Origin of the sequence: Brevundimonas sp., from assembly GCF_044336875.1 — a bacterium.
GTDB lineage: Bacteria > Pseudomonadota > Alphaproteobacteria > Caulobacterales > Caulobacteraceae > Brevundimonas.
Window position 1 is genome coordinate 70,605 of sequence record NZ_JBIIOP010000001.1, and the last position, 23,364, is coordinate 93,968.

The 23,364-nt window shown below is 68.4% G+C and carries 26 protein-coding genes, 1 tRNA gene and 1 other RNA gene; 16 read left to right on the forward strand and 12 right to left on the reverse strand.

Going from position 1 to position 23,364, the window contains the following annotated elements:
* Positions 1-4 precede the first annotated feature (4 nt).
* Positions 5-384, reverse strand: an RNA gene (gene rnpB / locus ACIQ1T_RS00370) — RNase P RNA component class A.
* Positions 385-462: 78 nt separating this feature from the next.
* Here rnpB and ACIQ1T_RS00375 point away from each other — a divergent pair.
* Both ACIQ1T_RS00375 and ACIQ1T_RS00380 read left to right on the forward strand, forming a co-directional pair.
* The gene (locus ACIQ1T_RS00375; protein ID WP_395942506.1) at positions 463-648 is read left to right on the forward strand and encodes a hypothetical protein; all 186 of its coding nucleotides are present in this window, start codon (positions 463-465) and stop codon (positions 646-648) included.
* Positions 649-945 carry a type II toxin-antitoxin system RelE/ParE family toxin gene (locus ACIQ1T_RS00380; RefSeq protein WP_395942507.1) on the forward strand — a complete coding sequence of 99 codons (297 nt, stop codon included), beginning with the start codon at positions 649-651 and terminating at the stop codon, positions 943-945.
* On the opposite strand, the gene ACIQ1T_RS00385 is transcribed toward ACIQ1T_RS00380, so the two are convergent.
* The 3 genes from ACIQ1T_RS00385 to sppA all read right to left on the reverse strand — a co-directional run bounded on the left by ACIQ1T_RS00385 (position 942) and on the right by sppA (position 3,932).
* Positions 942-1,703 carry an N-acetylmuramoyl-L-alanine amidase gene (locus ACIQ1T_RS00385; protein WP_395942508.1) on the reverse strand — a complete coding sequence of 254 codons (762 nt, stop codon included), beginning with the start codon at positions 1,701-1,703 and terminating at the stop codon, positions 942-944. The two genes, ACIQ1T_RS00380 and ACIQ1T_RS00385, sit on opposite strands and share 4 nt — an antisense overlap.
* A gap of 23 nt (positions 1,704-1,726) precedes the next feature.
* Positions 1,727-2,053, reverse strand: coding sequence for a hypothetical protein (locus ACIQ1T_RS00390; RefSeq protein ID WP_395942509.1), 327 nt, complete (start codon positions 2,051-2,053; stop codon positions 1,727-1,729).
* 100 nt (positions 2,054-2,153) lie between these two features.
* Positions 2,154-3,932: a signal peptide peptidase SppA gene (gene sppA, locus ACIQ1T_RS00395; RefSeq protein ID WP_395942510.1), complete on the reverse strand. Its 1,779-nt coding sequence runs from the start codon at positions 3,930-3,932 to the stop codon at positions 2,154-2,156.
* A 216-nt stretch (positions 3,933-4,148) separates the two neighbouring features.
* Here sppA and panD point away from each other — a divergent pair, with 216 nt between their 5' ends.
* A complete protein-coding gene (gene panD / locus ACIQ1T_RS00400) occupies positions 4,149-4,508 on the forward strand; it encodes an aspartate 1-decarboxylase (protein ID WP_395942511.1) in 360 nt (119 codons plus the stop codon).
* 92 nt (positions 4,509-4,600) lie between these two features.
* Here the strand turns inward: panD and ACIQ1T_RS00405 are convergent, their stop codons facing one another.
* Positions 4,601-5,356 carry an SIMPL domain-containing protein gene (locus tag ACIQ1T_RS00405; RefSeq protein WP_395942512.1) on the reverse strand — a complete coding sequence of 252 codons (756 nt, stop codon included), beginning with the start codon at positions 5,354-5,356 and terminating at the stop codon, positions 4,601-4,603.
* Between the two features lie 234 nt (positions 5,357-5,590).
* Here ACIQ1T_RS00405 and ACIQ1T_RS00410 point away from each other — a divergent pair.
* A tRNA-Ile gene (locus ACIQ1T_RS00410) sits at positions 5,591-5,666 on the forward strand.
* Between the two features lie 16 nt (positions 5,667-5,682).
* Here ACIQ1T_RS00410 and ACIQ1T_RS00415 read toward each other — a convergent pair.
* The gene (locus ACIQ1T_RS00415) at positions 5,683-6,045 is read right to left on the reverse strand and encodes a helix-turn-helix domain-containing protein (RefSeq protein ID WP_395942513.1); all 363 of its coding nucleotides are present in this window, start codon (positions 6,043-6,045) and stop codon (positions 5,683-5,685) included.
* Between the two features lie 248 nt (positions 6,046-6,293).
* Here ACIQ1T_RS00415 and ACIQ1T_RS00420 point away from each other — a divergent pair, with 248 nt between their 5' ends.
* Both ACIQ1T_RS00420 and ACIQ1T_RS00425 read left to right on the forward strand, forming a co-directional pair.
* Complete coding sequence (locus ACIQ1T_RS00420; protein WP_395942514.1) at positions 6,294-6,821, forward strand: MarR family winged helix-turn-helix transcriptional regulator; 528 nt, start codon at positions 6,294-6,296, stop codon at positions 6,819-6,821.
* A gap of 696 nt (positions 6,822-7,517) precedes the next feature.
* Complete coding sequence (locus ACIQ1T_RS00425) at positions 7,518-7,694, forward strand: hypothetical protein (RefSeq protein ID WP_395942515.1); 177 nt, start codon at positions 7,518-7,520, stop codon at positions 7,692-7,694.
* 25 nt (positions 7,695-7,719) lie between these two features.
* Here ACIQ1T_RS00425 and ACIQ1T_RS00430 read toward each other — a convergent pair whose 3' ends face one another.
* From ACIQ1T_RS00430 to ACIQ1T_RS00445, 4 genes are all read right to left on the reverse strand, one after another.
* Entirely contained in the window at positions 7,720-9,042 is a 1,323-nt protein-coding gene (locus tag ACIQ1T_RS00430; protein ID WP_395942516.1) for an Hsp70 family protein, read from the reverse strand.
* Positions 9,043-9,417: 375 nt separating this feature from the next.
* Positions 9,418-10,257 (reverse strand): HpcH/HpaI aldolase/citrate lyase family protein, encoded by an 840-nt coding sequence (locus ACIQ1T_RS00435; protein WP_395942517.1) that lies wholly within the window; start codon positions 10,255-10,257, stop codon positions 9,418-9,420.
* The gene (locus ACIQ1T_RS00440; protein WP_395942518.1) at positions 10,257-10,937 is read right to left on the reverse strand and encodes an SDR family NAD(P)-dependent oxidoreductase; all 681 of its coding nucleotides are present in this window, start codon (positions 10,935-10,937) and stop codon (positions 10,257-10,259) included. The genes ACIQ1T_RS00435 and ACIQ1T_RS00440 overlap by 1 nt, the downstream gene beginning before the upstream one ends.
* A gap of 38 nt (positions 10,938-10,975) precedes the next feature.
* Positions 10,976-11,473 (reverse strand): GAF domain-containing protein, encoded by a 498-nt coding sequence (locus tag ACIQ1T_RS00445; RefSeq protein ID WP_395942519.1) that lies wholly within the window; start codon positions 11,471-11,473, stop codon positions 10,976-10,978.
* Positions 11,474-11,716: 243 nt separating this feature from the next.
* Between ACIQ1T_RS00445 and ACIQ1T_RS00450 the strand changes: the two genes are divergently transcribed.
* The 6 genes from ACIQ1T_RS00450 to ACIQ1T_RS00475 all read left to right on the forward strand — a co-directional run bounded on the left by ACIQ1T_RS00450 (position 11,717) and on the right by ACIQ1T_RS00475 (position 17,778).
* Positions 11,717-13,222: a tetratricopeptide repeat protein gene (locus ACIQ1T_RS00450; RefSeq protein WP_395942520.1), complete on the forward strand. Its 1,506-nt coding sequence runs from the start codon at positions 11,717-11,719 to the stop codon at positions 13,220-13,222.
* 17 nt (positions 13,223-13,239) lie between these two features.
* Positions 13,240-14,682 carry a hypothetical protein gene (locus tag ACIQ1T_RS00455; RefSeq protein WP_395942521.1) on the forward strand — a complete coding sequence of 481 codons (1,443 nt, stop codon included), beginning with the start codon at positions 13,240-13,242 and terminating at the stop codon, positions 14,680-14,682.
* Positions 14,683-14,813: 131 nt separating this feature from the next.
* On the forward strand, positions 14,814-16,082 hold the full coding sequence (locus ACIQ1T_RS00460) for a cation:proton antiporter (RefSeq protein ID WP_395942522.1): 1,269 nt from the start codon (positions 14,814-14,816) through the stop codon (positions 16,080-16,082).
* Positions 16,083-16,162: 80 nt separating this feature from the next.
* Positions 16,163-16,339, forward strand: a complete 177-nt coding sequence (locus tag ACIQ1T_RS00465) for a DUF2093 domain-containing protein (RefSeq protein WP_395942523.1) — start codon at positions 16,163-16,165, stop codon at positions 16,337-16,339.
* Positions 16,336-17,199, forward strand: a complete 864-nt coding sequence (locus ACIQ1T_RS00470; protein ID WP_395942524.1) for a M23 family metallopeptidase — start codon at positions 16,336-16,338, stop codon at positions 17,197-17,199. Before ACIQ1T_RS00465 ends, ACIQ1T_RS00470 begins: the two co-directional genes overlap by 4 nt.
* Before the next feature lie 69 nt (positions 17,200-17,268).
* Positions 17,269-17,778 (forward strand): response regulator, encoded by a 510-nt coding sequence (locus tag ACIQ1T_RS00475; protein ID WP_395942525.1) that lies wholly within the window; start codon positions 17,269-17,271, stop codon positions 17,776-17,778.
* Here the strand turns inward: ACIQ1T_RS00475 and ACIQ1T_RS00480 are convergent.
* The gene (locus ACIQ1T_RS00480) at positions 17,721-18,704 is read right to left on the reverse strand and encodes a lysophospholipid acyltransferase family protein (protein ID WP_395942526.1); all 984 of its coding nucleotides are present in this window, start codon (positions 18,702-18,704) and stop codon (positions 17,721-17,723) included. The two genes, ACIQ1T_RS00475 and ACIQ1T_RS00480, sit on opposite strands and share 58 nt — an antisense overlap.
* Positions 18,694-19,464 (reverse strand): SDR family NAD(P)-dependent oxidoreductase, encoded by a 771-nt coding sequence (locus ACIQ1T_RS00485; protein ID WP_395942527.1) that lies wholly within the window; start codon positions 19,462-19,464, stop codon positions 18,694-18,696. Before ACIQ1T_RS00485 ends, ACIQ1T_RS00480 begins: the two co-directional genes overlap by 11 nt.
* Before the next feature lie 111 nt (positions 19,465-19,575).
* Between ACIQ1T_RS00485 and ACIQ1T_RS00490 the strand changes: the two genes are divergently transcribed.
* The 4 genes from ACIQ1T_RS00490 to ACIQ1T_RS00505 all read left to right on the forward strand — a co-directional run bounded on the left by ACIQ1T_RS00490 (position 19,576) and on the right by ACIQ1T_RS00505 (position 23,345).
* Positions 19,576-20,850: an EAL domain-containing protein gene (locus ACIQ1T_RS00490; RefSeq protein ID WP_395942528.1), complete on the forward strand. Its 1,275-nt coding sequence runs from the start codon at positions 19,576-19,578 to the stop codon at positions 20,848-20,850.
* Between the two features lie 192 nt (positions 20,851-21,042).
* A complete protein-coding gene (locus ACIQ1T_RS00495; protein WP_395942529.1) occupies positions 21,043-21,912 on the forward strand; it encodes a TIGR01459 family HAD-type hydrolase in 870 nt (289 codons plus the stop codon).
* A 39-nt stretch (positions 21,913-21,951) separates the two neighbouring features.
* Positions 21,952-22,413 carry a MaoC family dehydratase gene (locus ACIQ1T_RS00500; protein WP_395942530.1) on the forward strand — a complete coding sequence of 154 codons (462 nt, stop codon included), beginning with the start codon at positions 21,952-21,954 and terminating at the stop codon, positions 22,411-22,413.
* On the forward strand, positions 22,413-23,345 hold the full coding sequence (locus ACIQ1T_RS00505) for a bifunctional riboflavin kinase/FAD synthetase (protein WP_395942531.1): 933 nt from the start codon (positions 22,413-22,415) through the stop codon (positions 23,343-23,345). Before ACIQ1T_RS00500 ends, ACIQ1T_RS00505 begins: the two co-directional genes overlap by 1 nt.
* Positions 23,346-23,364: the final 19 nt, after the last annotated feature.

A 23,364-nucleotide genomic window follows, 5' to 3' on the forward strand; every position in this document is an offset into this window, starting at 1 on the left:
AAATAATGCCAGACGGCCTGTAAGCCGGGTTTTGTTCCGCCCCCGAAGGTGCGGCGACGATCATTCCTCTGGACCGCCCATTGCTGAGCGGTTCTCGCGACCTACCCGGACATCTGAGGCGGTGAGCCCCGCAGGCGAACCCGCGCGATGTCCCTATTTGGTCTTGCTCCAGGCGGGGCTTGCCATGCCGTCCCTGTTGCCAGGCACGCGGTGGGCTCTTACCCCACCCTTTCACCCTTACCGGCCTCGCGAGGCCGGAGGTTTGCTTTCTGTGGCGCTGTCCCTCGGGTCGCCCCGGGCGGAAGTTATCCGCCGCCTTTTCACCGTGGAGCCCGGACTTTCCTCGACAGGGGCGAACCCTGCCGCGACCGCCCAGCCGTCTGGCGCGCGCTAGATGCGCCGCCGAAGGGCCGAGGTCAACCGACGGATGCTCAGAGGGCGGAAATGGGGTATGATGGCCTCATGGCCGAACCCGCCCCAAAGCTTAAGCAGGAAGCTCCCGAGCAGCGAGAACGCCGCCTCGCTCAAGAGCGCGCGCTCCTGGCCGAAGCCTATGCAGACATCGCCGCCGGCCGCGTCATTTCAGGCGAAGAGGCCGAGCGCTGGCTTGAAGCCGAGATCGCCTGGGCGACAGCCGACGATCAATGAATGCGTCGCCGCAACGCCCTGATCCTCACCGAACGGGCGCGGCGCGACCTTGATCAGGCCAGGACATGGCTCACCCAACCCGGCAGCGGTTCACGCGGCCGATCCCGCTACGCCTCCCTGCTGGAGGCCTTGCAGGGGCTGAGGACGGCGCCGGGCCGCTGGCCGTTCGGTGAAAACGCGAATGTCCGAGAGCGTGTTTGCGAAGGATACCGGCTCTTCTACGAATGGAACGAGGCCGAACACAGTGTCACGATCCTGAGAATCTACGGCCCCTTCCAGGACCGCGCGGACCTCTAGTCCAGCACGCCCGTCACGCTCTCGACGCTGGCCAGCTGCAGCAGGCCGACCAGGCGGGCGCGGGTCTCGCCGTCGGCGACGCCGTCGATCCGGCCCGGCCGCCAGTGGCGCTGGAAGGCGCGGACGGCGGTCTCGGTCTCGGCGTCATAGTCGCCGCCCGGCTTCAGTCCATAGCCCAGCCGGTGCAGGCCGGCGCGCAGGACGACCACGCCGATCCCCTCGTCGCCCTTCTGCAGCAGGCCGCCCAGGGCCTTGATCCGCTCGGCCGCCGGTTCGAACCACAGGCCGTGCCCGGCCTCGGCCAGACGTTTCCACGGGAACAGTTCGCCGGGATCCTCCTTGCGCTCGGGCGCCAGGTCGGAATGGGCGATGATGCGGTTGTCGGGGATGGTCCAGCGCTCGCGGATGTCGCCGATCAGCTCGATCACGGCCGCGACCTGGGCGTCCGGAAAGGCGCGATAGCCGAACTCGTGGCCCGGATTGACGATCTCCACCCCGATGGAGGCGGCGTTGCAGTCGGTCTCGCCGCGCCAGACGCCCCGCCCGGCGTGCCAGGCGCGCCGTTCCTCGGGCACCAGATGGAAGATCCGCCCGTCTTCCTCGACCAGATAATGGGCGGAGACCTGGGCCTCTGGATCGCACAGGCGGGCCAGGGCCGCCTGCCCGCTCTCCATGCCGGTATAGTGCAGCACCAGCATGTCCGGCGGCGCGCGGCGTTCGTTGAAGTTCGGCGACGGCGCCGGAATGAAGGACAGCATGAGGGATGTGGAGCCTGGCGGCCTCAGCGGCCGTTGCGCTGCTCCCAGCCATAGGCGACCCAGGCGCCGTCGACCTTGCGGGCCTCGATCACGTCGGGATCCCCGGCGCGACGACGCGGCGCCATGGTGCGGCGCGCGCGCATCACCAGACCGACCAGGAACACCAGCACGCCCGCAATCACGGCGATCACGGCAACGGCGGCGGCGGTGAAGACGGCCAGGATGGCGCCGACAGCCATGGCGGCGACGGCGGCGATCATGCTGGCCACCCACATCACCGAGGCGACGAGGCCGTTGGGACGGCGACGGGCGGTGAAACCGACGGTGGCGAGACGTTCAGGCTGGAACATGGGTCATCCTTTCAGGCGTTCCGAAGAACGCCGAAAAGCCAATGTCGGTCCATCGGGCCTTCGGGTCAATGGATCGAAACGTCACGGCTGCGTGCGCCTTTCAGAACACGGGCTGGTCGGCCAGGACCACCGCGCCCTCGCTGCGCATCCGCTCGCCCTCAAGGCGGCGCATGACCGTCTGGGCCTGCGGATCGGCCATGACGCCGCCCAGCATGACCAGGGCCTTGGCCGCCTCGGTCTGGACGCCGAACATTTCCGACAGGGCCTCGAACGGCGACTTCGACTTGGGGAAATGCTTGAAGCGCACGGATTCGCCGGCCGGGATCTTGGCCAGTTCCTTGGCCTTGGCCACCGCCTCGGTCACGCCGCCCAGCTGATCGACCAGGCCCAGGGGCAGGGCCTGGGCGCCGGTCCAGACGCGGCCCTTGGCGATCTCGCGCACCCGGGCCGGCTCCAGCTTGCGGCCCGTGGCCACGCGCGTGATGAAGTCGTCGTAGATCCGGTCCATCGAGCCGGCGAAGGCGGCCCGCTGCTCAGGCGTGAAGGATTGCGTGGGCGAGAAGGCGTCGGCGTATTGCCCGCCGACGGACAGGTCGCGCAGATCGACGCCGAACCGCCCCAGGGCGTCGGCCAGCACGAACTTGCCGCCGAACACGCCGATCGAGCCGGTCAGGGTCGAGGGCTGGGCCACGATCCAGTCGGCCTCCGAGCTGATCCAGTAGCCGCCCGAGGCCGCATAGGCGCCCATGGAGACCACCACCGGCTTGCCCGCCGCCCGCGCCGCGCGCACGGCGGCCAGCACCTGTTCCGAGGCTTCCGGCGAACCGCCCGGCGACGAGACGCGGAAGACGATGGCCTTCACGCCCTTGTCCTCGATCGCGTCATAGATGGCCTCGGCCGTGTCGTCCGAATGGATCGAAGACCCGCCGCCGAAGCTTCCGCCGCTGCTGCGGCCGGTGACGATGGCGCCCTCGCCGCCGACGATGGCGATGGCGTTCTTGCCCGAGCCGGTCCGCTCGCCCTTGTCCGAGGTGTATTTGCCGAACTCGACGATCTCGGCGCCCCTGCCGGCCCGCCGCTTGATCTCGGCCTCGGCCTCCTCGACCTGGCCGACCTTGTCGATCAGCCTGTTGGACAGAGCCTCTGCGGCCGAATAGGGGCCGCCCTCGATCACCGTCTTCAGCGCCGCCGGGGTCGTCTTGCGATCCTGGGCCACATTGGCCAGGGCGCTGTCGTAGATCGAGGTCATCCAGGCCGTCATCGCCTCGCGGTGCGGGCCGGTGTAGTCGCTCTGGGTGTATTCGTTGACGGCGTTCTTGTACTCGTAGCGCTGTTCGAAATCGGCCTTCACGCCGTACTTCTCGAAGGCCCGCCCCAGGAACATGCTCTCGGCCGAGAAGCCGGTCGCCTGGAAGCCGGCGGTGTTCTGCATCCACAGTTCAGAGGCCGAGGCGCCGACCATATAGGTCGACATCACCGCCCCCACGGGCGCGAAGCCCTGGCTGTGGGCGATCACCGGCTTGCCCGAGGCGCGGAAGCGGCGGATCGCCTGGCGCAGCTCGTCCGCCGTCGCGGGAGTCATGCCGCTTTCCGGCAGACGGATCAGCAGGGCCTTGACGCTCTTGTCGTCGCTTGCCTGGGCCAGGCCGTCGACCACCTGGGTCGCCGACAGGCTGGCTCCGCCGAAGGCCGCGAACGGATTGGTCGAGGGCTGGTCGGTGATCCCCTCGCGCAGGTCCAGTTCCAGCACCGTCGTCGCCGGCGTCGTCGGCTTTGACGATCCGGCGATGGCCACGGTCAGCAGCACCACGGGAATGACGACGACGAACAGGATCAGCCCGGTGAAGACACCCAGGACCGTCAGGAAGAATTGCTTCATGGGAGAAGGCGCGCGCTCTCAAGGCCGAAAATGGCTCGCCTTCACCATAGGCCGCGAACGGTCACCGTCAAATGAACGTCGCGCAACTTGGGCGCAAGGCCGACCCGGCCTGCTGCGGCGCGGCGCCCCGATTGATGCGGCGCCCGGAACTAACTATATGAGCCGCCTGCGAGCGGGGGCCTATCGCCCCGCGTCACGATACCGGAGACCGCACGAATGCTGGTCACCCTGATGAAGTCCAAGCTGCACCGCGCCACGGTGACCCAGGCCGACCTCGACTACGAGGGCTCGATCGCCATCGACATGGACCTGCTGGACGCGGCGGGCATCTATCCGCACGAACAGGTCGATGTGCTGAACATCACTAACGGCGCCCGTTTCACCACCTACGCCATCGAGGCCCCGCGCGGCTCCAAGGTCATCGGCGTCAACGGCGCCGCCGCCCGTCTGGTGCAGAAGAACGACAAGGTGATCGTGGTCACCTACGGCCAGCTGCCGGACGCCGAAGCCCGCCAGTGGAACCCCAACGTGGTCCTGCTGGACGACGACAACAACATCAAGCGCGCAGCCGCCTGACGGCCGGCGCCGCCTCGCCCTTTGCGGCGAGGGCGTTCTGGACGCCAAAAGGCCCGCCGTCGCCGGCGGGCCTTTCTCGTTTCCGCGATTGATCAGCGGCCGATGTCGTAGACGCCGGTGATGTCGACCCGGACCGTCAGTTCGCCGGCCGAGACCGGGGTGCTTTCGTCCCGCATGGCCATGGCGCGGACGGCGTACATCGGTTGCGGCGGCTGGGGCGCATAGCCGCCCCCTTCGGTCAGGTTGCGGATGCCCGACAGCTGAACCCCCAGCGACTGGGCGTACAGCTGCGCCTTGGCCTGCAGGGCGCGGACGGCCAGCTGGCGCGCCTGGTTCTCGGCGGCCGTCGGATCCTTCAGGCCGAAGCTGATGCCGTCGATCTGGTTGACGCCGGCGGCGACCACGGCGTCGGCCGTCGTGCCGACCTTGGTCAGGTCGTTGATGACCACCGTCACCCGGTTGACCGCCTGATAGCCGCGCAGCTTGGGCGGTTCGTTCTGCACATAGTCATATTGCGCCGACAGGTTCAGACCCGAGGTCTGGATATCGCGTTCGGCGATCCCGGCCCGGCGCAGGGCGGCGACGACCTGGGTCATCTGGGTCGCATTGTCGCGCATGGCCTGCTGGGCGGTGGTCGCCTCGGTCTGGACGCCGAAGGTGATGGTGGCCATGTCCGGCGCGGCCTTGACCTCGCCATAGGCCGACAGGTTCAGCGACGGGGCGGGCTGCATCATCTGCACGCCGCCCGGCTGGGCGACCTGGGCCGAGGCGGGCGCGGCGACGGCGGCCAGGGCGACGGCGGCCGTCAGGGCCCCGCCCATCATCAGGGTCTTGATCGAACGGCTCATGTCTCTTGTTCTCCGTGGGATGATCCCGGCGGCCGGGCCCCGATCGACGGGTGTCGATCCATGCCGCGACCTTGGCCTTTTCCACCTGAACGAACGCCCGCGCCTTGATGGCAGTTTCCATTCATCTTGATGAATTCGTCGAAATGGTCACGGCGTCAACGCGGCCCTTGGCAAGCGCCGCCCGCCCCTGCTAGGCCGTCTCTCCCGCTGCACCGGCGCATTTCGCTGGCTTGGGGGCCTGTAGCTCAATGGTTAGAGCCGACCGCTCATAACGGTCTGGTTGGGGGTTCGAGTCCCTCCGGGCCTACCACTCTCCTTCGCCGCCCTCAGGGCCTGCCGAAGACCATCGCCCGCGCGGCGACCAGCAGGGCTTCGCGTTGGCGCGGTCCCATCTGAGTATACAGGCCCTCGATCTCCTTGATCACCTGGGCGGGCGTGGCCGCACCGGCCTCGTCTTCTCGCGGGAACAGGTCGCCGATCTCGCAGCCCAGGGCCGAGGCCGCCCGGACCAGGGTCGAGGCCGCCATGCGGTTCACGCCGCGTTCGTACTTCTGGACCTGCTGGAAGGTGACGCCCAAGCTGGTCGCCAGTCGCGCCTGGGTTATCCTTTGCTCCGCGCGCAGTTCGCGAATGCGCGCGCCGACATGGACGTCGATAGGATCGAGATCTTCCTGCTGGGTCTTCATCATAGGCTTCCGCATCGAATTCAGGACGGTCCGCAAAGCGGATCGTCGGTGACGAGCATCCCTCGACGCCACGTGCAGACCCCAGGGTTGCAGCGGAAATCCGCAGCCCGGAAACCTGCCCCCTTTGTTTCTTAAGGATGTTTCACGCGAACATTCAGTCTGTTACCGTTACCGGCGCGTTTATGCTCCCTGCACCACGCAAGCTTGCAACCTTGGCGAGCCGCCAGGTGAAACGGGGGGTGGTGCGGAAATTGGATCACGACGATGCCCTGGACCAGACCTGCCGTTTCCATCGCCGGACCCAGCACATGATTCCGGCGGCCGAGGACACCCGCGATTCCCGGCTCAGATTCGCGTTGAAGATGGCGTTGGCCAGTCGGCGGTGGCGCGCCTGCGTGGACGCCCTCAATCTCGCGACCGGGAACGACCGGAATTCCCTGATCCCCCTGTACCAACTCGCCGCCCGACCGTCGGGCCTGACCCAGGTCGAACTGGCCAACCGGATGAGCATCGTGGAGTCCAGCGCCGCCCGGATGGTCTCCGTCCTGCTCAGGAAGGGCCTGGTCACCCGCTGTCGCATGCCCGGGGACCGGCGCGCCTGGCTGGTGAAGCTGACTCCGGCAGGTCAGGACGCCATCGCCCGTTACGAGCCCCGCGCCAAGGCCCTGCGCGAACGGCTTCTGGACGGGGTGCCGGAAGAGGATCTGGCGGCCGCCAATCGTGTCCTGACCCATCTGGTGGAACGGATCACGGAAGAACTGGACGCCGAGCGGTTCTGAATGACGGGCCCACGCCGTCGGCGTGCGGCGGCAACCATCTCGTTGGAGCGCCGTTCTCTCGGCCCGATAAAAGGTCGAAAGCGCCCCCATGCGACAGCGTCAGATCGGCTCAGCCTGATACACATCATCAGGTAGCGCCTAGCGCGTTCGGAGGTTGCCACAACATCGCCTTCATGAGATGTTGGTCGGCAAGGGAGAAAATCATGCTTTTTGCGCCAGCCATCATCGCCTCCGCCTTCGCGCTTCAGGTGGCGGCCCAGACCCCAGCAGCACCAGGCGTTGAAGCTTCAGCTCCAGTTTCACCTCAGTCAGCCGGCGCCTTACAGCGCGCCGAACCGCAGCGCCCACGCCGAATTTGCGAAACTCGGGCGCCAACAGGCCGCCGGCTGCAACAGCGTATCTGCTATACGCCCGAAGAGCACGCGGCCCTCATTGAGGCGAAGCGAAGAGAGGCGGAAGAGATTGTTGGTAGCCGCAGCATCCAAAACGACCGAGGCATTGTGGGCATCCCCGTCCCAAATTAGGCGGCCGATCCGGGCGTATTCCAACACGCTGAGTGCGGCGCCATGGATCGCCGGAAAATCGGATTTCTGTTGATAATGACTGCATCGGATCGACGCTCGCAAGACCTAGTCTGAGCGCCAACCCGCGCCGGCGGCCACGCCCCGCGCCCGGCTGACCGCCCTGGATACGGCGGTGACCACGGCTGAACACTCGGGCGCCCTTAGCCGCGCCGACGCCGCCGACGTGCGGGTCGAACTGGGCGATCTGCTGCGTCTTGAGGCGGCCTATGGTCGTTACACGCCGTCGTCGGACGAGTCGTCCTATCTGACCCGCCGTATCGGCGAGCTGGAAACCCGCGTCCGCCGCTGACAACACGGCCAGGGCTGCGACGACTTCAGCCCCCCGTCGCCTCGGTCCAGCGCTCCACGTCGGGCTCCAGCCCGATCAGGGCCAGGCCCGAGGCGATGGATTCGAACTCCCCGCCCGTCTCGATCCGCGCCTCGCCGAAACGGCGGTGGAACAGGGCGCGCACGGCCGGGGTCAGCGAGGTTCCGCCGGTCAGGAAGACCCGGTCGATCCCGTCCATCGACAGGCCGGACAGCCGCATCGCCTCGTCCAGCGCCGTCTCGATGGCGGTCAGTTCCGGCGCGATCCAGGCCTCGAACTCGGCGCGCCTGACGGGCTTCTCGATCCGCACGTCGCCGGCGACGAACGAGAACTCGGCCTCTTCCTGACGCGAAAGATCCTGTTTCAGCGTCGAGACGGCGCGGTACAGGGCGTGGCCGTGGTTGTCGTCCAGCACCTCGACCAGACGGTCGATCTTCTCGGGCTCAAGCGAGGTGTTGGCCAGGCTGCGAATATCGCGCATGTCGCGCGAAGCCCGCAGCAGGGCCAGCTGGTCCCAGCGGGCGAAGGCGGAATAATAGCGCTGGGGCACCGGCAGGGTCTTGCCCAGGGCCTTGTAGAAACTGCCCTTGCCCAGTTCGGGCGACACCAGATTGTCGATGATGCGATAGTCGAAGGCGTCGCCCGCCACGCCCACGCCGGACCGGGCCAGAGGCGTGGATTTCAGCCCGCCCGGCGTCTGTTCGAACCGGATGATCGAGAAGTCGCTGGTGCCGCCGCCGAAGTCGGCGACCAGAACCGTCGCGTCCTGTTTCAGCGTCCGCGCGAAATAGAAGGCCGCCCCGACCGGCTCGTAGGCGTAGCGGACGTCCTCGAACCCCAGCCGCTTGAAGGCGGTCTCGTAACGCGACAGGGCCAGGGCCTCGTCCGGGCGACTGCCGGCGAAGGTCACGGGCCGGCCCACGATCACCCGCGGCGGCAGGTCCGACATCGCCGCCCCCGCGTGATGGCGCAGTTTCAGCAGAAAGGCGGCCAGCAGGTCCTCGAACGTATAGCGGCGGTCGTGGATGCGGGTCTCGGTGAAGGCGGCGCTGGCGGCGAAAGTCTTGAACGACTGGATGAACCGGGTGTCGTGAGGATCGTCGACATAGGCCTCGATGGCCCAGGGTCCGGCCTCGACCACCCGTTCGGGCCGCCCGTCGCCCTCCGCCGCATGGAACTGGAAGCTCAGGGCCGAACGGAAGGTGGTGACCGCCACGCCCTCGACGACGAACCGCACCAGTTCGGCCCCGGTCGCAGGGTCGGCCAGGGCGACGACCGAGTTCGTCGTGCCGAAGTCGATGCCGATCGTCAGCGGTTGTGGCGTGGTCATGACCCGGCTCCTCGAAGGGCCGGCTTCCTAACGTGTCCGGGGGCGTTAGGGAACGCCGCAGCGGGTCCTTTTTGCGTCAGCCCCTACCAACGCCCCGCAGCGACGCATTCCGATGACGCCGCCTCGTTCGGGCCTATTGCGCCGCACCGGCTCTCGTGCGCGCCGATTGCGCCCACCAGCCAGAACACGGCCGCCCAGGCGAACAGCGAGAATATCAGCGCGCCGCCCCAGCCCAGTATCCGCCGGAGCGTTCGGCGATGGTCGTCCATATCAACGTCCCAATCAGCGTCAGGCCGCTTCAATTCGCTTTCCGGGCGAATGTCGCAACCGGGCAGGATGCTTAACAAACGCGCGAACTGTGGATGGGATGCGCCGTCAGGTTGTCGCAGCCGCCTGTCGGGCCAGCAGGGCCTCGGCCTCGGCCAGGTGCAGACGCTCCACCATGGCCCCCGAGACCCGGATCGCGCCCCGCCCCTCGGCCTCGGGCGTGGCGAAGGCGGCGACGACGGCGCGGGCCTGGGCGACCTCGGCCTCGGACGGCGTGAAGGCGGCGTTGGCGGCGGCGATCTGGGACGGGTGGATCAGGCTCTTGCCGTCGAAACCGTACAGCCGCCCCTGCGCCGTCTCGGCCGCCAGGCCCCCGGCGTCGTCGATCCGGTTGAACACCCCGTCTATGGCCAGCAAGCCGTGGGCGCGGGCGGCGACGACCAGGGCCGCCAGCCAGGGCTTGAACGGTTCGCGATCCGGCGACGCCCCCGTCCCCAGCGCCTTGGCCAGGTCGTTGACGCCCAGCATCAGCGCGTCCAGCGCGCCTCCGGCCGACGCGATGTCGTTCAGGGCGATCAGGGCGCGCGGCGTCTCGATCATGGCCCACAATGCGGCCTGAGGCAGGCGGGCCGTCACGGCGTGCACCGTCTCCGGAGTCTCGACCTTGGGCGCGACGATCAGGCGCGCGCCGGCCTGGGCCAGGGCCTCCAGGTCGTCCTCGCCCCATTCGGTGTCCAGGGCGTTGATCCGCACCCCCAGCCGCGGTCCGAAGCCCCCCGCCCTCACCGCCTCGACGGCGGCGGCGCGCGCCTCGATCTTGGCCTCGGGCGCAACGGCGTCCTCCAGGTCCAGCACGGCGACGTCGCAGCCCAGCGTCCGGGCCTTCTCGATCGCCCGGGCGTTCGATGCCGGCAGATACAGGACGCTGCGGACCAGATCGGCCCGCATCAGACCCGTCCGGTGACCGGGACCAGGGCCCCGGTCATGGCCCGGCTCTCCGGCCCGGCCAGGAACAGGATGACGGCGGCCAGATCCGCAGGCGCGACCCAGGTCGCCGGATCGGCGTCAGGCATGTCCTTGCGGTTGGCGGCGGTGTCGATGATCGAAGGCAGGACGGCGTTGACCGTCACCGAGGTCGTCTTCAGCTCCTCCGCCAAGGCCTGGGTCAGGGCGTGGACGCCCAGCTTGGCCGCCCCATAGGCGCCCATGCCGGCGCCGGGCTTCAGCGCCGCGGCCGAGCCGACATTGACGATCCGTCCCTCGGGCGACGCCTTCAGCGACGGCAGGGCGGCGCGCACGGCGTTCACGGCGGTGGTCACGTTCAGCGCCTGCATCCGGTCCCAGGCCGGGGCCGCATCCTCGGTCGTCTGCCAGACGAAGCCGCCCGCGATGTTCAGCAGGGCGTCCAGCCGCCCGAACCGACCGACCACGGCCGCCATGGCCTGGCCCGCCTGGCCTGCGTCGGTCAGGTCGATCCCTCCGACCTCCAGCACTCCGTCCGGAGCCGCGTGTCCCGCCGCATGGTCGATGACGGCGACCTTCAGTCCCGCCGCCAGCGCGGCCTCCAGCACCGCCCGACCCAGCGCCCCGTGGCCGCCCGTGATCGCGATCACCCGTTCCGTGGTCATGTCGTTGTCCTCCAGTCCTGGGCCACACTAGGCCCGGATCAGCCCGCAGCGAAGACTCGCGCCAGCAGACGTTCCAGCCCGGCCTGATCCTCGGCGTCGAAGGCGGACCTGGTCGTGGCGTCCACGTCGAACACGGCGATCAGACGCCCCTCGGCGTCCAGCACCGGCACGACGATCTCGCTCTCCGACCGGCTGTCGCAGGCGATATGGCCGGGGAAGGCATGGACGTCCTCGACCAACTGGGTCTGTCTCGTCGCGGCGGCGGTTCCGCACACGCCCCGACCGAAGGCGATCCGCAGACAGCCCAAAGTGCCCTGATAGGGCCCGACCACCAGTTCATCCGCCTTGTCCGGCGCCACCACATAGAAGCCGGTCCAGAAGAAATGGTCGAAGGCGTCGGCCAGCATCGAGGCCGTCGTGGCCATCCGCGCCGTCAGGTTCGGCTCCCCGTCCAGCACCGCCAGGACCTCGGCCTCGACCTCGGCATAGCGGGCCGCCTTGTCGGCGGGGCGGTCGTCGCGGGCGACGTATGACATGGGCGGCTCCTTCGATTCGCGCCCGATATAGGCGGCCAACGACGCCGATGCGAGGTTTCGCGCGAGAGGCGAAAATTCTAACCATCGGAATTAACACAACAACGTTCTTCAAGGTCGAAAATGGGACTTGCTGCGGCGCCGCTTTGTCGCAAAACAGCGTTAACCATGATGAACGATCAGGCCTGAGCGGCCCGCGTTCGCCCTCTCGCCGTCGTTGTCGGCCTGTCGTTTTGGGGAATGCGGATGGGGGAGTTCGACAACACGGATCGTGGCGCCTCCCGGTTGTATCGCAACCGGGCGCCTCTGGCCGGCGGCGTCCTGGCGGTCGTGGTCCTGCTGGTCGCCGTACTGGTCCTGGCCAGCTGTGGCGACGGCCGTCCCGCCTTCTGGCGTCGCGGCGGTCAGAACGAGGCCGCCCTGTCCTGCCCTCGCCCCGCCTCGGTCACGGGGTCGGAGTTCAACGCCCAGGAGACGGGCCTGCGCCATCTGCGCCGCGCCGCCTTCCGCGGCGACGTCTTCGCCCAGCTGGAGTTGGGGTCGCGTTACGCCGCGACGCGCGCCACCGACAAGAATATCGAGGACCCGATCGAAAGCTCGGTCTGGTACGCCATGGCCCTGGCCAACGCCCAGGGCTACGCCCCGGTCAACGGCGTGGAGCGCAAGGGCTCCGGCCTGTTCGGCGGCGGCGGCCTGCGCTCCCTGTCCAAGTATGACGACTGCCGCGCCTTCGAACGCCACCGCGCCTATCAGGTGCTGGACCGCCAGCTGTCGCGCATGAGCCGCCAGGAGCAGGAGGCGGTGCGCGACCGGGTCATCTACATCCTGTCGACCCAGGACGCCGACGGCTATCGCACCCTGGCCCGGCTGCACGACGGCCTCTACGGCCCGTTCGGAGAGCCCGAGGACAATCGCGAGGCGCGCGAGGCCTTCGGCCGCGCCTCCGAAAACAATGGGATCGGTCAGAAGCGTCGTCGCGGCGGCTATTGGGCGGCGGTCAACCTGTTCCAGCGCAACGACGTCGACGCCTATCTCTACAACTATCTGGCGGTCCAGACCGGCGACGTCGGCGCCTATGTGCTGATGAAGGATTTCGAACGCTCCTCGCCCGGCCGCGCCCAGTATTCGGGCTTCGTCGAGGCCAAGGCCCGCCAGTGGACCCCGCCGTTCGAATTCTATCCGCTGGAGGCTCCGGCCTCGGGCGTGCCCTTCTCGGACGAGAGCCGGCCGCGTGGCGACGCCTATGAATACGCCCTGTCGCGGATGCAGGGCGAACTGCCCTTCGTCCATGTCGGTCGCGCCCTGCGCTATCTCGGCGTCACACCAGAGGCGGCGACCGCCCCGGATCAGCTGTCGCGGCAGCAGATCGAGGCCTTCGAGGCCATGATCGGCCATGCGACCGAAAGCCGGCTGTCGGCGGTCGAACGGGTGCGCGCCATCCAGCTGGCCGCCGTCAACGGCTCGTCCGAGGCCCAGCTGGTCCTGGCGGTCATGTACGCCGAGGGCATCGGCCTGCCCGCCGACTACGCCCGCGCCTTCAAATGGTTCGAGGAGGCGGCCCGCCAGGGCAGCCCCGAGGCCAAGTTCGCCATGTCCACCTATTTCGCCCTCGGCGTCGCCGGGGTGGCCGATCAGGACAAGGCCGACGCCGTCGCCTACCGCATCGAATCCGCGCTGTCGGGCTTCGGCCCCTCGGCCTCGCGCCTGCAGGCCCTTCTGGCCCAGGTGTCCCGCGCCCAGCAGCGCCGTTGAAAGGGAGGGTCTGTCGCATGAACATCCGCTCGCTGGCGAAAGCCTCGCTCCTGACGGTCTTCGCCGCCGCCGCCCTCGTCGTCCTGCCCGAGACGGCCGACGCCCAGGTCGCCGCCAGGGTCGAGGCCCAGACACGGCCGAACTTCGGCGTCCTGCTGGACCCGCCGACCCGCAGCCGCGCCCGGTCGCACCGCCGCTACGACTACGGCCGTTATCGCGGCCCGGCCTGGCGTCCCCTGCCCCGCCCGCCGCTGCAGGAAGAGGTCGTCCTGGTCGACTGCGGCGGCAATCCCGGCTCCGGCGCGATCGAGAGCGCGGTCCAGCGGGTCCGTCCCGGCGGCACCCTGATCATCCGCGCCCGGGCCGGCGCCTGCGTCGGCTGGCTGAACATCGATAAGCCCCTGACCATCATCGGCGACAGCGGCTTCGACCCGCGCCGCTGGGACGCCGCGACGCCGACGCTGCAGGCGCCGGACGGCCTGCCCTGCCTGACCGTGTCCCAGGGGGTCCGGGTCGAGGTCCGCGACCTGGTCTTCGCCTCGCCCCGCGCCGGGGACGCCGCCTGCGTGGTCGGCTATGGCGCCGAGATCGTCATGAGCCGCGTCGGCTTCCGCCATGCGGGGGACGAGGCCGCCATCTACGCCGACGGCGGCCTGCTGGACCTGCGCGACGCCCTGATCGACGCCCGCACCGTCGCCCCTGCCATCATCGCCGACGGCACCGTGGCCACCCTGTACGAGGTCGCCGTCACCGGATCCCAGTCGGGCGTCGAACTGACCCCCGGCGCCGGCGGCCCGTCCACCCTGTCGTCCGTGACCCTGATCGGTTCGGAACAGCCCAACAGCTTCGGCCCGCGCGCCATCGGCGTCATCGTCCGCGCCTCGCGCGACTATGGCCAGGCGGCCATCACCAACGCCAAAATCTGCGGCTATGTAGAAGGCGTGGCCGTCGAAGGCGCCTCGGTCTCGGTCTCGAACAGCCGGATCTGCAAGGGCGACAAGGGCGCCGTCCTCTACAACGGCGAGCTTCTGTTCGATCAGAACCGCGTTCGCGTGAACCAGGTCGGGGTCGCCGCCGCCTCGGGTCGGGCCGTGGTCACCAACAACAGTTTCGCCGGCGTCCGCGACGCCCTCTACGCCGAGGAGCGGGCCTCCATCCAGGCGCGCGGCAACCGCGTCTGGTCGCGCGACCTGTGCCGCCCCCGGTTCGAGAACCGCTACCGCGACCGCTACGCCCCGTCCTGGGGCGGCGGCAACGGCCAGTATGACTGCCAGCTCACCCCCTACCCCCGCGACTGGTGGGAGGCGGAGGACGGCCAGTATGCCGACCATGGCTATCAGTTGGACGGCTACGACCGCTACCAGCAGGGCTACGGCTGGTATGACCGCGACGGCCGTTACGTCTCCGACGACCGCTACCGCGGCGACGATCGCTGGAGCCGCGGCGGCCGGGGCTGGTAAGGCCTGCGCCTTCCGCGGCGGCGGCGCCGATTGTCGCTGACGCGACACTGCGTCATCTTGCCAAATCGGCCTTGCGACCCCAACTGCAAAGCATACCCAAAGCCACCCCCTTGCCCCTGACAGGAGCCTCGATGACGCATGCCGACAGCCTGATTCTCACCCTGGTCGGAGGATTCGTCCTCGCCTTCGTGTTCGGCATGTTGGCCAACCGTCTGAAACTGTCGCCCCTGGTCGGTTATCTGGTCGCCGGCGTCGTGGTCGGTCCCTATACCGGCGGCTTCGTCGCCGACACCGAACTGGCCCCCCAGTTGGCCGAGATCGGCGTCATCCTGCTGATGTTCGGCGTCGGCCTGCACTTCTCGCCCAAGGATCTGATGCAGGTCCGCAAGGTCGCAATCCCCGGCGCCCTGGTCCAGATCGCCGTGGCCACCGCGCTCGGCTGGGGTCTGGGCCGGTTCGTGCTCGGCCTCGGCGACGTCGAGGCCCTGCTGATGGGCTTCGCCCTGTCGGTCGCCTCGACCGTGGTCCTGCTGCGGGCGCTGGAAGAGCGCAAACAGGTCAAGGGCGAGATCGGCCGCATCGCCGTCGGCTGGCTGATCGTCGAGGATCTGGTCATCGTCATCGCCCTGGTCATGCTGCCCATGATCATCGTCCCGGCCGGAACCCAGACCGACCTGACGGCCCTGGGGATCAACGTCGGCTGGACCCTGCTGAAGGTGGTTCTGTTCGTCGCCGGCATGCTGGTCGTCGGCGGCAAGCTGGTGCCCTGGCTGCTGGTCCGCATCGCCCACACCCGGTCGCGCGAACTCTTCACCCTGGGCGTCCTGGCGATCGCCCTGGGCATCGCCTGGCTGGCCTATTTCCTGTTCCACTCCTTCGCACTGGGCGCCTTCCTCGCCGGCCTGGTGATGAACGCCTCGCCCCTGGGCCACAACGCAGCGGAACGGTCCCTGCCGCTGCGCGACGCCTTCGCCGTGCTGTTCTTCGTCTCGGTCGGCATGCTGTTCGACCCGATGATCCTGGTGCGTCAGCCCCTGGCCGTTCTCGGCGTCCTCGGCATCGTCATCGTCGGCAAGTCGCTGGCCGCCCTCGTCATCACCAAGGTGTTCAAGCTGGACCGGCCGACCGGCTTCACCGTCGCGGCCGCCCTGGCCCAGATCGGGGAATTCTCCTTCATCCTGGCCGCCCTCGGCGTGACCCTGGGCGCAATGAGCCGCGAAACCCACGACCTGATCCTGGCCGCCGCCCTGCTGTCGATCTCGCTGAACCCCTTCGTCTTCCTGTTCACCGACCGGATGGGCGGCAGGCCGAAGCCCCCGGCGGCCGGCACGCCCGAGGCGCATCAGGCGGCGATCGACCGCAAGGCCGAGCTGGCCGCGCCCAATCCGGCGACGGCCTGACGCCTTTCCGAAGCCAGAACCCCTTGTCCTGGCAAGCTGATCACCCTTAACTGGACCCCATGGACGCGACGACCTCGGCAATGGCTGCCCTTCACTACGGCGACGGCGAATTCGCCGTGCTGAAACCCGGCCGGTTCGTGCGCTGCGCCGTCACGGACAAGCCCATCCCGCTGGAGATCCTCCGTTACTGGAGCCCGACCCGGCAGGAGGCCTATTTCAGCCCGGCCGAATTCATCGCCCGGATGACCGACGCATGATCCCGCGCCGCGCGCTGGTCCTCGGCGTCAGCGCGGCGCTCGCCACCCCTCGAATGCTCGGCGCGACGGCGCAGGCGCGGGCGGAGCCGGCCCTCGCCCTCAACGGCGCCTGGCGTCAGGGGGGCTACGCCATGGGGCGCACCGAACCGCGCGCCCTGGTCTTCGTCGACGGCGAGGCCCTGTCGACCGCCTCGGCCGCCGGTCTGTTCATTGTCGGATTCGACCGCGACGCCGCCGGCAGCGCCGAGATCGAGGTGCGCGCCGAAGGCGGTTCGACCCGCCGCACCCTCGACATCGCGCCCCACGAATTTCCCTCGACCCGCGTCGACGGCCTGCCGCCCACGACGGTCGAGCCCAGCGACCCGGCCCTGCTCGCGCGCATTCAGCAGGAGATCGCCCTCAAGACCGAGGGCTTCGCCAGCCGCGCCGACGCCGATGATTTCCGCGACGGCTTCGTCTGGCCGCTGGCGACCTATCGCGTCTCCAGCCAGTGGGGCGCGCAGCGCGTTCTCAACGGCACGCCGGCCCGTCCCCATTACGGCATCGACCTGGCCGCCCCCGCAGGGACCGTGATCCGGGCGCCGGCTGACGGCCGCATCGCCTTCACTCGACCCGGCATGCATTTCGAGGGCGGCCTGACCCTGATCGACCACGGTCAGGGCCTGATCAGCTGCTATCTGCACCAGTCGCAACTGGACGTGACCACCGGGCAGGCGGTGCGACGCGGCCAGGCCCTGGGCCGGGTCGGCATGACCGGCCGCGCCACCGGCCCGCACCTGTGCTGGCGCATGAAATGGCGCGACCGCAATCTGGACCCGTCCCTGATGGTCGGCGCCCACGCCCCGGAAAAGCTTGCCTGAACCTGACCGTCGCTTGCCAGACTAAGGACAAACACCTATCTTCGCGCCTCACTACGGGTGGGGGCTCCGGTGTCATCTCTTCAATCGCTGCAGGTTCTGGTCGTCGACGACAACCAGCATATGCGCGCCATAACCTCTACCGTCCTGCACTCGGCCAATATCCACAAGGTGCATGAGGCGACCAACGGCGCCGAGGCGTTCGACATCCTGCGTCAATTCCCCGTCGACCTGGCCATCGTCGACTACAATATGTACCCGCTGGACGGGGTGGAATTCACCCGCATGGTCCGCACCAGCGCGCAGAGCGCCAACATCTACCTGCCCATCATCATGATGAGCGGCCATGCGGAAAAAAGCCGCGTCTACGCCGCCCGCGACGCCGGCGTCACCGAATTCCTGGTCAAGCCGATCACGGCGAAGGCCATCATTGACCGGATCAATGCGGTCATCTTCAAGCCGCGCCCCTTCGTGAAGACCGAGACCTATTTCGGCCCCTGCCGTCGCCGCCGCGAGATCGCGGGCTACGCGGGCCCGTTCCGCCGCGTCGCCGACGCCAGACGGGCGTCCAACGCCGCATAGACCTTGTCGGGCCACCGCTTGTGGACCCAGAACCAGTCCTCGGGAACCTCGCGCACCCGATCCTCGACGAACCGGTTGGCGGCCTGGATTCCGGCCAGGACGTCGCCGGCCTTGTCCTCGGTCTCGGTCACCACGATCGGCTCGTGGGCGGTCACCCGGAACCGCACGCCCGGCAGACGCACCACCGACAAGGGCTGCATGACCGTGCCGAACTTCAGCGCCAGCCGCGCCGCCCCCGGCGAGGCGTTGACGGGCTCGCCGAAGAACTCAACCTCCGGCCCCTGATTGTATTTCTGGTCGACCAGCAGGGCGATGGAATCCCCCCGCTTCATCCCCGCCATCAGTTCCCGCGTCCCGTCGCCCTTGGGCGCGAACAGGCGGATGCCGTAGCGCTCGCGGCTCTGGCGGATCAGGGCGTCGACGTAAGGATTATTGGCGGCGCGATAGGTCACCTGGCACGGCACGCCCGAGGCCATGATCACCGCCGCCATCACCTCGAAATTGGCCAGGTGGCCCGAGATCAGCACCGCCGCCTTGCCGCTGTCGCGCAGGGCGTGCAGCCGCTCCATCCCGACCACCTCGACCCGGCCGCCCTCCGGCGTCAGCCGGTCCATCACCGCCAGTTCGGCGAAGGTGCGGCCCGTCCGGTCCCACTGCTCCAGCGCCAGGGCCGCATATTCGGCCTCGCTCAGGTCAGGGAAGGCGATGCGCAGATTACGCATCACCGTCTTCTGGGTGCCGGTCAGCGGCCCAAGGGTGCGCAGCAGCCAGCCGCCCAGACCCGAGGCCCGCTCGACCCCGAGGAAGCGCAGAAAACCGAACAGCGTCCGGAAGGCCAGGGCCTCCAGACGCCAGACCAGATCCTGCCGCGTATCTTTTACGCTGCCGCCCTGCGGGCTGCTCGAGCGCGTTTCTTCACCAGGCAATCGTCAATCCACCGTCCACCACAAGGGTCTGCCCGGTCACATAGGCCGACGCAGGGCTGCACAGATAGACCGCCGTGCCCGCGATTTCATCCGGCTGACCGATCCTTTTCAGCGGCGCGGGCTCCGTCACCGTCTTCAGCAGTTCCGGATTCTCCCACAGGTACTTGGCGAAATCGGTCTGGACCAGGCCCGGCGCGATACAGTTGACCCGCACGTTCGACGGCCCCCACTCCACCGCCAGATTGCGCACCAGCTGCATGTCGGCGGCCTTGGAGATGTTGTAGGCGCCGATCAGGGCGTTGCCCCGCAAGCCCCCGATGGACGAGATCACCAGGATCGATCCGTCCTTCCGCTCCACCATCTGCGACGCGACCATCTGGATCAGCCAGTGGTTCGAGATGACGTTATTCTGCAGGATCTTCTCGAACTGGTCGTCGGCGATCCCGCCCATCGGTCCGGCGTAGGGATTGGTCGCGGCGTTGCAGACCAAGATGTCGATCTTGCCGAAGGCCGCGTTCGTCTCGTCCACCAGCCGCTGCAGATCTTCCTTCGAGGCGATATTGGCCGGAACCGCTATGGCCCGCCCCTCGCCGTACTTGCCGTTGATCTCGGCCGCGACCTCGTCGCACGGCCCGGCCTTGCGCGAGGAAATGACCACCCTGGCGCCGTGCTCGGCCAGCCTTTCGGCGATCGCCTTGCCGATTCCGCGCGACGATCCGGTGATGATGGCGACCTTGCCGGTCAGATCGAACAGTTCCATTGCGTCTCCCCTTGGATTTGGCGGGGATATTTGTTCCCCCGCTCTAGCCGAATGACATTGATAGCCTGATACTCGCAGGCGATTCCATCCGGGAGTGGCCACCGCCAGCCGATGCGTAACGTAACCACGGGCTTTCTCTACTTCGCCTATCTGTTCCTCGGCATGACCGTGGGCGCCTTCCTGTGGCGTGCAGGTCTGGGCGCCGGCGCAGGCGTTGCGGGGGCCCTCGGCGCGCTCGGCCTGCTGGGCGCCTTCCACGGCATCGTCACCGGCATCGCCGCCCGCCGCGCCCTGAAGAAGGAAATCGACCAGGTCCGCGAGGCCCACCGGCTGCTGGCCGACGCGATGGAGTCGACCCAGGGCGCCCTGACCGAACTGGCCCACGCCATCGAGAGCGGCGCCCTGTCGGACACCGACGCCCTGACCGGCGAGGTGCGGATGCTGGAGACCCTGGTCCAGCAGATGAGCGACAGCATCGACCACCGCCTGTCGGCCGCGCCGAACATCGGAGTCGAAACCTTCGAGGGTCGCCGCCAGGCCCAGTCCAACGTCCTGCTGCGCACCATCCACGACGCCCTCAGCGAAGGCCGCGTCGACCTGTATCTGCAGCCGGTCGTCTCCCTGCCCCAGCGCCGGACCATCTTCTACGAGAGCTTCACCCGCCTGCGCGACTCCACCGACCGGGTCATGATGCCGGCGGAATACCTGTCCCTGGCCGAGGGCGAGGGCCTGGTGCCGGCGATCGACAATCTGCTGCTGTTCCGCTGCGCCCAGATCGTGCGCCGCCTGGCCCGCCAGGACCGCAAGGTCGGGGTCTTCTGCAACGTGGCCCTGACCTCGCTGGGCGACGAGACCTTCTTCCCCCAGTTCCTCGAATTCCTCAGCGAGAACCGCGACCTGAACCAGGCCCTGATCTTCGAACTGGGTCAGGCCACCTTCGACGCCCGCGGCGCCATCGAGGCCCGCAACATGGCCAAGCTGGCCGACCTGGGCTTCCGCTTCTCGCTGGACAAGGTGCAGACCCTGGATCTGGACTTCTCGGACCTCCAGCGGTCGGACGTGAAATTCATCAAGGTCTCGGCCGATTTGCTGATCGAGCAATTGCTGGATCTGGACGGCGGCGCTCCGCTGCGCTCCATGCCCGACATCCAGGCCGCCGACTTCGCCGCCCTGACCCGCCGCTACGGCGTCGAGGTCATCGCCGAAAAGGTCGAGGCCGAACGCCAGATCGTCGACATCCTCGAACTCGATGTTGCGATGGGCCAGGGCCATCTGTTCGGCGAGCCCCGCGCCATCAAGGAACAGGTGCTGGCCGAAACCGATCCCCCCGCCGACTTCCTGCGCTCGACCCTGCGCAGCGCCGAGCAGCGTCGGCGGTTCAACTAAGCACACAGCGCCCTTCTCCCGTTGGGAGAAGGTGGCCCGAAGGGCCGGATGAGGGTCGAGCGGCGGGCCAGTTCGCACCGCCGTGCCCCTCGCCCTTTCGCGCAAGACCGATCGCTGACGCTCTCGGGCGCTCAAACCCTCTCCCGACGGGAGAGGGTTTAACCGGGGCGCTCAACCCGCTACTCACACTCCATGACCCTCCCCCACGCCCTGCCCCACCTCGGCGCCGTCGCCGGCGACTACGACATCCTGCTCTGCGACGTCTGGGGCGTGATCCACAACGGCCGCGAAAGCTGGCCCGAGGCCTGCGAGGCCTTGGCCCGGTTCAACCGCGAAGGCGGCCATGTGGTGCTGATCTCCAACTCGCCGCGTCCGGCCTCTGACGTGATCGCCCAGTTGGACGGGCTGAAGGTGCCGCGCGAAAGCTGGAAGGCCTTCGTCACCTCCGGCGACGCCACCCGCGCCGAACTGGCCAAGCGCGCGCCCGGACCGGCCTGGATCGTCGGCCCCGAGCGCGACGCCCCCCTGTACGCCGGCCTGGGCCTGGACCGCGCCGACGCCGCCGACGACGCCGCCTTCATCTCCGTCACCGGCCCTGTGAACGACGAGGTCGAGACGCCCGAGGATTATCGTGAACGGTTCGCCGTCGGCGCCGAACGCGGGCTGGAGTTGATCTGCGCCAATCCCGACCGGGTCGTGCAACGCGGCGACAGGCTGATCTACTGCGGCGGATCTCTGGCCGACCTCTATGAGTCGATGGGCGGCCGGGTGGTCATGGCCGGCAAGCCCTATGCCCCGATCTATGATCTGGCGATGACCGAAGCCGAAACCCTGCTGGGCCGGCCGGTCGACCGGTCGCGCGTCCTGTGCATCGGCGACGGCGTGGTCACCGACGTCATGGGCGCCAACGCCCAGGCGCTGGACTGCCTGTTCATCGCCCAGGGCATCCATGGCGACAAGGCCAAGGGGCCGGACGGCGCTCTGGATCCGGCCCGCGCCGGCGACCTGCTGAAGGCTGAAACAACATATGCGCGATACGCCGCGCTCGATCTGGCCTGGTAAGGCTCGCCATTTTGTCGCACCGCAGCTAAAGCCTGATCCATGGTCGATCTGGTTCAGCAACATCCGTCCGGTGGTTACATCCTGGACGAACTTCACGTCGGCATGGCCGCCGAAAAAATCGTCACCGCCACGGAGGACCGCATCAGGCTGTTCGCCGAAGCCTCCGACGACTTCAATCCCGTCCATCTGGACGAGGCCTTCGCCTCCAAGACCGCCTATCGCGGCCGGATCGCGCACGGCCTGCTCAGCGCCTCGTTCGGATCGGCCGTGGTCGGAACGATTCTGCCGGGGGCGGGGTCGATCTACATCTCCCAGACCCTGGCCTTCCATCAGCCGGTGCGTATCGACGACATCGTCCGCATCCTGATCACCGTGATCGAGGTCGAGCCGGAGAGCGCGCGGGTCAAGCTGAGCTGCGAAGGCTTCGTCAACGACGTCATGATCATGGACGGCGTCGCCGTCGTCCGCGTTCCTCGCCGGCGCAAACCCTCGCAACGCTGATGCAGGTCGTTCGCGACTGGCGCGACCTGCCTGCGGCCCTGAAGGGCGCTGCGGTCGCGGTCGGCGCCTTCGACGGCGTGCACCGGGGCCACCAGGCCGTCATCGCCGACGCCCGCGCCGCCGCCGAACGGCTGGGCGCGCCGCTGGGCGTGGTCAGTTTCGATCCCCATCCGCGCCGCTTCTTCCAGAAGGAGGCTGCGCCCTTTCGGCTGATGACCGCCGACCAGATGGTCGAGGCGCTGGAGCCGCTCGGGGTGGACGTCCTGTATCTGCTGCCGTTCGACGCCGAGATGGCGGGCATGAGCGACGCCGAGTTCGCCGAACGGGTTCTGGGTGAAGGCCTGGGCGTGCGCCACGCCGCCGTCGGCTTCGACTTCACCTTCGGCAAGGGCCGCACCGGCTCGCCCGAGGCCCTGCGGACCTATGGCGAACGGCTGGGCTTCACCGTCTCGACCGCCGAACGCAAGGACGATGCGGACGGGCTGAAACTGTCGTCCTCGGCGACGCGCGAAGCCCTGAAGGCCGGGGACATGGACCGCGCCGCCGCCATCCTGGGCCGGTCCTTCGCCATCCGGGGCGCGGTGATCCACGGCGACAAGCGCGGCCGCACCATCGGCGTGCCGACCGCCAATATCGACCTGGGCGACTATATGCGCCCGGCCTACGGGGTCTATGCGATCCGCGCCCGTCTGCCGGACGGACGCCGGTTCGGCGGCGTCGCCAGCCTGGGCGTGCGCCCCATGTATGCGCTGGAGACGCCGCTGCTGGAGGCCTGGCTGTTCGACTTCGACGGCGATCTGTACGGCCAGACCCTGGATGTGGAACTGATCGCCTGGCTGCGCGGCGAGGAACGGTTCGACGGTCTGGAGGCGCTGAAGGCCCAGATCGCCAAGGATGGGGACGACGCGCGCGAGGTTCTCGCGTCTCTCTGAGCTCCGTCATCCTAGGCCT